Genomic DNA, 6,538 nt, shown 5'->3' with positions numbered 1-6,538 from the left:
CGATGCCAATAAGACTGACGAAACATTGGTGGCTCGGTGTCTAGGCGGTAGGCGATAATGCCAAATACTTCCGCATCTTGTCGATATTCGGCAATCTTGAATATGTGGCGAATGGCTTTGAAGTAGTTGGGGCGTAGGGGAGCAGTGCGTAATAGGTTTAGTAGTGCTGGACGCACTTGAGCATTATTAATTTGATATAGGGTATCGAGAACACCAAAACGAGTATAGTCGTTACTGTCTAGATAGGTAACTAGGGCATTAGAGAAGTCAGCAGGATTATCGCTTTCGATATGGGATTGCAATTCGGCAGGCAATTGCTCTATCTGTTGAGAGCGCAACCGTTCTTGAGTTGATGGATCACAGAGTTTCATCCAGGCTTCCCAAGCAATCCGCTTGACAAAGTCTGGAGTTGAAGGGGTTTCATACAAGCGTTGGAGATGAGGAATTACATGCTCATCACCACACCATCCTAAAGCCCAAGCAATGCAGTAGTCTTTTAAGGGTTGATCAGTGCCAATCAGAGGGATAATTAAGGGCGTAGCTTCACGAATTTTTAATTCTCCAGCCCGCCATATCGCTCGGGTTTGGGACCATTTACTAGAGCCTTTACTACTATCTGGATTTGCAATCGCGTTGAGAATGGCTTGATGGCGTGGGTCTTTGGTAACTAAGTTACTGCTAATTAAGTCATTAACCTCTTCTTGAGTCTGACTACTTGATGCTTCAGTTACATCTTGATAGCCTTTCTTGAGTTTTGAGCCAACTAACTGATCAAACACTTGTTGTGCTTTAGCTAAAGCTACCGGCTGAGCAGTTTTTGAACTTTCTTTCAAGGTCTTGCCACGGCGTCCATAGCGAAAGTTAACGATATACTGCTCGTTACCGAAATCACAGAGATCGACTTCGTAGATTTTATCTGAGTTACCAGCTTGATAATGGAGCGTAGTGCGTTTGATCAGTTTCATAGGAGATCAGGGAAAACCCAGTTAGAAGTAGAAACGCCTGTCATTACCACCATATTAAAAAAATTATCTAGTCGCTCCCGTTCCCCAATTAGCAAGCTATCGTAAATAGAAGCACGGTAAGCCCAGCCTAACTGAAAGGATTAAAAGTAACCATTCAGCTCTCAGTTCTCAGCTCTTAGCTCTCAGCTCTCAGCTCTCAACTTATGCGCTACGCGCACGCTACTTGAGTGGCCATTGGCCAACGGCTGACCACTGACTACTGACTACTGACTACTGACCACTGACGGCTGACGGCTGAATGCTTACGATTAAAACTTGCCCATTGCTGCGTAGCTTGACTCTGATGTACCCGATAGACTCATGAGCAATTTTCTAGACTTATCCAGTCATGATTTCAAAGTGATCAGGGAATTGGGTCATAATCGCGCTGGTGGGAGAGTGACCTACCTAGCCCGAAACCAGGTCAATCACCAATTGGTAGTGATCAAGCAGTTTCAGTTTGCTCAACGCAACAGTAACTGGTCAGACTATGAGACCATAGAAGGGGAAATTCAAGTTTTGCGGGGACTGAATCATCCCGGTATCCCCCGTTACTTAGGGTCATTCCAAACCACTAGGGGCTGTTGTTTGATACAAGAATACAAACATGCTCCTTCCTTGGCTGTACCTCGTAGTTTTGACCCGGAGGAGATTAAGCAAATCGCGGTTGGGTTACTCAACATTCTGGTTTACCTACAACATCGGATTCCTCCGATCATTCATCGAGATATCAAACCGGAAAATATCTTAGTAGATGAGACGATCAATGTTTTTTTGGTAGACTTCGGCTTGGCTCGGATTGGTGATAGTGAACTAGCGGTGAGTAGTGTAGCCAAAGGCACTATCGGGTTTATGGCTCCGGAACAGTTATTTGATAAAGCCCTAAGTAAAGCGTCAGACTTATATGGGTTAGGAGCGACCTTGATTTGTTTACTAACTGGTACTCCATCGACTACGATTAATACTTTAATTGATGAAGACTATTGTCTCAATTTTCAGCATCGTCTACCTCAAGTAAGTTTGAGTTGGCTGGAGTGGCTGAAAAGGATGGTAGAGCTGAAACATAAAGACCGTTTTCCTGATGCTGAAACGGCTTTAGAAGCCCTTAAGCCAATCTACGTCATCCGGATTCCAGAGGCAAAACTATCCCAACCTTATCTAGAGTTGAGGGCTAAAAAATTAGGGGAAAAACTGACAAAAACTATTACGATTTGTAACACAGTTCCAGACACAGCCTTAGAAAGCCGCTGGCAAATTGCTCCCCATGTCAGTGACCCACCCCATACTCCCTACTTCCATGACTGGATTCGATTGGACACAGCTGATGTTAATGGTAATCAAGGGTTGTGCCACATTACGATAGATACCAGTAAGCTGATGGCAGACCAAACCTATGAGCGCGAGGTATTAATTCACACTAATGCTGAACACTCAACTCAGGTTTTACCCCTGAAAATCCATACTGCTCCGGTACCAATTGCCACGAAAAAACTTCCCTATCTATCCCTAGCGCTATTGATTGGCTTAGCTACTACAGCTACGTGGGTAGAAACTACGGCTTGGGAGGGAATTGTGAGTAACAGTGGGACAATCGGGATTGCGATCGCAACTTTTGTTTCAGTCTTGGTGGCAATGCTGGGATTGACTGCGGCTGTGACATCTGGGATGGTCTCGAAACTGGTAGCAAAAGTCAGAGCCAGATTTAGTATTCCGTTAAAGGCTATGGATACCGTAGCAGCAGTGTTTTTTGCTGGAGTAGCAGCCCTGTTGGTAGCTGGATTTGGTGCCAAGTTTCGCGCTACGGATAGCGCGATTGCTACCTTTGCAGCAGTGGATGCGGTAGTGTTTATGGCAGCCTTTGAAGGGGAAGGAGTAGCTCAAAGCTGCCGAAAGCGTGGGTTTAGTAAAATCTTAGCCCTAGGAGTGCCTGTGTTATCGGTAGCCTTGGGGATTAGTTTAGGTATCGGTTTGAAACTAGGATTTTTAAATGTGTTGGTACTGATCGCCATTTTAGTGACAGCAGTTCCCTTAGGTGTGATGATTCTCTATCCACCATTAGAGCGTCTGCGGCAAGTCAAAACCTATCGGAAATTAGAGAGAAATTTGATCAAGCCTTAGAGGGTATTTATTTGCAGGAGCGATCGCGCTATTGCTTCCACTCAGTTTTTTGTGACCGCAACAAAATAATAGATCTTGACTCCCTTTTCTTTGTGGGACTATGCTTTATCTACAACGTTTAACAATGTTTAACAATGTTTAAAAATGTTTAAAAATTAACATTCAACCACGGAAACCGCTATTATATTTTATATTTAATTAGGTAATTTATTATGCCCTATTACCCATTATCAGAAAGCGCTCAGCTATTTTGCTTAGTGATTAACAAAACTTGGTATCTTATAAAATTTTGTAATTTTATAGGTGTTTAATAATTTGGCTTTGGAGTAACAGGTTTTATTAATGTAGAACTCCCCTAGCAGCTGATCGGCCTTTGATGATTTCAAACATGCTCTATCAGCACGCTCTCCACTCACGACTTATCGAATTTTTCACAGGCTGAGAATACACTGATTCAAGATTACCATAGATCATTAATCGTTCTCACTTCTGCCTTGGTGTCGTTTATTCAAAAAAAAATCACTTACGTGCAGCCAACTGTAAATAAATGTACCAAAGCAGGTAGACAGGAGAGCAATTTTTAGGGCAAGATTATTTAGTTCAGAATATTGTCAAATGTCTGTTGTTTCTACGGTCAGGGTTATTGTGCCCGGTACTACCGCTAATCTAGGACCAGGTTTCGATTGCATAGGCGCAGCGTTAACTGTATATAACCAGTTTAAAGTCACTCGCCTGGAGTCGGTAAATTCTGGATCAGTCAAGCTTAAGATTGATGTTACTGGTGTGGAAGCCAAGAAGGTGAGTAGAGATGAGAGTAATCTTGTCTATCGAGCCTTTGTGACCTTATATGAGCGTCTGGGAAAAACTCCGCCTCCGGTACACCTAGAGATTGATTTGGGGGTGCCTTTGGCACGAGGATTGGGCAGTTCGGCAACAGCGATTGTTGGAGGATTGATTGCTGCAAATCAGTTAGCGGGTAAACCTCTTTCTCAGCAGGAGGTAATGGAGTTAGCGATCGCAATTGAGGGGCATCCTGATAATGTGGTTCCAGCGCTTTTGGGGGGATGTCGTTTGACCGGTCGAGGTTTGGTGATGAAACCCCAAAGACCCCAAGAACCAGAAGCACAACAACAGGATTGGGTAGTTTGTGATGTTGCTTGGTCTTCTGATCTGGTGCCGGTGGTGGCAATTCCCGATTTCGAGCTTTCAACACAGGAGGCACGGCAGGTGTTGCCTGATAGCTATAGCCGTGCTGATGCAGTTTTGAATGTGGCCAGTTTGGGGTTGTTGTTGCGGGGTTTGGAGTCTGGTAAGGGGGATTGGTTACGGGTCGGTTTGCAAGACCGGATACATCAGCCTTATCGCCAAAAACTGATTCCTGGTTATGACGCTGTGGAGGCGGCAGCTTTGGATGCTGGAGCCTATGGCATGGTGATTAGTGGGGCAGGTCCTACTTTGTTGGCTTTGGTGAGTGAGTCCCAAGCACCAGCGGTTCAGGAGGCAATGGCGGTAGCTTGGACCGATGCCGGGATTCAGGCTCAAGTGCGATCGCTTTCTCTAGATTGCCAAGGCACCAAGATTGCTCTGGAATTAAGTAGCTAATACCACATCCCATGGTATGACCCCCTGCTGGTTATAGTTGGTAATTGCTTCTGATTACCCCAAACCTCTTATATCATCTCGGGATAATTACCCTTAATAAAAATCTCCCCCATCTGGCCATCTCCCCATCTCCCCACACGTCCCACCCTCCCCACACTTCCGACCCTCCCTCTAATTATGGGTATTCCACCTGACTTGATATGACCCTATACCATAAGGGTTCTGGGGGTGACCCACCTTAACCTAAAATTTTAACAATTCTTTACTTTTTCGGTAGCAATGGCTACTGAAAAAGTTTTTTTTTGGTTTTTTGGTAAAGAACCTTTGCAAAACTTTACTTTACTTAATATACTGAAATCATGTGGCAATAGGTATTTATTCTTAGCTATGGTCTCCGTGAATTTTCCTTGGATAACGACGATTATTCTGCTGCCCCTAGTGGCATCTTTGGTGATTCCGATCATTCCCAGCAAGTGGCTGAGGATGATTCGTTGGTATGCCCTAGGTGTAGCCGTTCTGGATTTTGTCCTAATCATCTATGGGTTTTGGCATCATTACAATTTCCAAAATTCCGAATTTCAGCTCAGGGAAAGTTATACGTGGATACCCCAGCTTGGCATTAGTTGGTCTGTAGCAGTCGATGGCTTATCGATGCCTCTGATTGTGTTAAGTGGCTTAGTCACTACCTTAGCTATTGTTGCGGCTTGGAAGATTAACCATAAACCGCGTCTGTTTTACTTCTTGATGCTGTTCATGTATAGCGCCCAGATCGGGGTGTTTGCAGCTCAAGATTTAGTGTTGTTTTTCCTAATGTGGGAATTAGAGTTGCTGCCAGTGTACTTGCTCATTTCTATATGGGGAGGAAAACAACGCTTCTACGCCGCAACCAAGTTTATTCTTTACACAGCAGCAGGTTCAGTTTTTATCCTGGTCGCCGCGCTAGTGATGGCGTTTGCTGGAGATACAGTGACCTTTGACATGCAAACCCTAGGGAATCGGCATTACCCGATAGCTTTGGAACTAGTAGCTTATGCGGGTTTCTTAATTGCCTATGGTGTCAAGTTGCCGATTTTTCCGCTACATACCTGGTTACCGGATGCACACAGCCAAGCTTCTGCTCCAGTGTCGATGATATTAGCTGGGGTCTTATTGAAAATGGGTGGGTATGGACTGATGCGCATGAATCTAGAAATGCTTCCTCATGCCCATACTTACTTCGCACCAGTGCTAGCAGTATTAGGTGTGGTCAATATTATCTACGGTGCTTTGCTTGCCTTTAGCCAAGACAATCTCAAACGACGACTAGCTTACTCGTCAATTTCCCACATGGGTTTTGTGTTGATTGGCATTGCTTCGTTCACTGAATTAGGAATGAATGGAGCTATCTTACAAATGCTTTCCCATGGGTTAATCGCTGCTGCCTTATTCTTCCTATCTGGTGTCACCTACGAACGTACTCATACGCTAGCGATGGCAAAAATGGGAGGAATGGCGCAAGAAATGCCCAAAGCATTTGCCCTTTTCACTGCTGGTTCCATGGCATCCCTAGCCTTACCAGGAATGAGTGGTTTTGTGGGTGAGTTGTCAGTCTTTCTTGGAGTCACCACTAGCAGTGTCTACAGCTCATCTTTCAAAGTAGTCATCGTTCTATTAGCAGCAGTGGGATTAATCCTAACTCCGATTTATCTGCTTTCACTGCTCAGACAGGTATTTTTCGGTAAAAATAACTCTGGCATAATTATTGAGAAATACCTAGGGGATGCCAAGCCTCGCGAAATTTTCGTTACCGCTTGTCTGTTAATCCCTATTATTGG

General features: G+C 44.5%; 4 protein-coding genes. 3 read left to right on the top strand and 1 reads right to left on the bottom strand.

Annotation, left to right across the window (positions count from 1 at the left end; genetic code table 11):
* Positions 1–965 (bottom strand): WGR domain-containing protein (locus tag F6K38_RS32775; protein ID WP_287359260.1); only part of this gene is annotated, 965 nt, incomplete at its 3' end.
* A gap of 360 nt (positions 966–1,325) precedes the next feature.
* On the opposite strand from F6K38_RS32775, the gene F6K38_RS32770 reads away from it, so the two are divergent.
* The 3 genes from F6K38_RS32770 to F6K38_RS32760 all read left to right on the top strand — a co-directional run.
* A complete protein-coding gene (locus F6K38_RS32770; RefSeq protein ID WP_008184856.1) occupies positions 1,326–3,122 on the top strand; it encodes a serine/threonine protein kinase in 1,797 nt (598 codons plus the stop codon).
* Between the two features lie 615 nt (positions 3,123–3,737).
* Entirely contained in the window at positions 3,738–4,724 is a 987-nt protein-coding gene (thrB, locus tag F6K38_RS32765; protein ID WP_008184855.1) for a homoserine kinase, read from the top strand.
* 387 nt (positions 4,725–5,111) lie between these two features.
* On the top strand, positions 5,112–6,538 hold a 1,427-nt coding region (locus F6K38_RS32760; RefSeq protein WP_287359258.1), incomplete at its 3' end, for an NAD(P)H-quinone oxidoreductase subunit 4.

Origin of the sequence: Moorena sp. SIO3B2, from assembly GCF_010692525.1 — a bacterium.
Taxonomy (GTDB): Bacteria; Cyanobacteriota; Cyanobacteriia; order Cyanobacteriales; family Coleofasciculaceae; genus Moorena; species Moorena producens.
The sequence above is the reverse complement of the archived record's forward strand: the minus strand, read 5'-3'. Positions and strand labels throughout refer to the sequence as shown.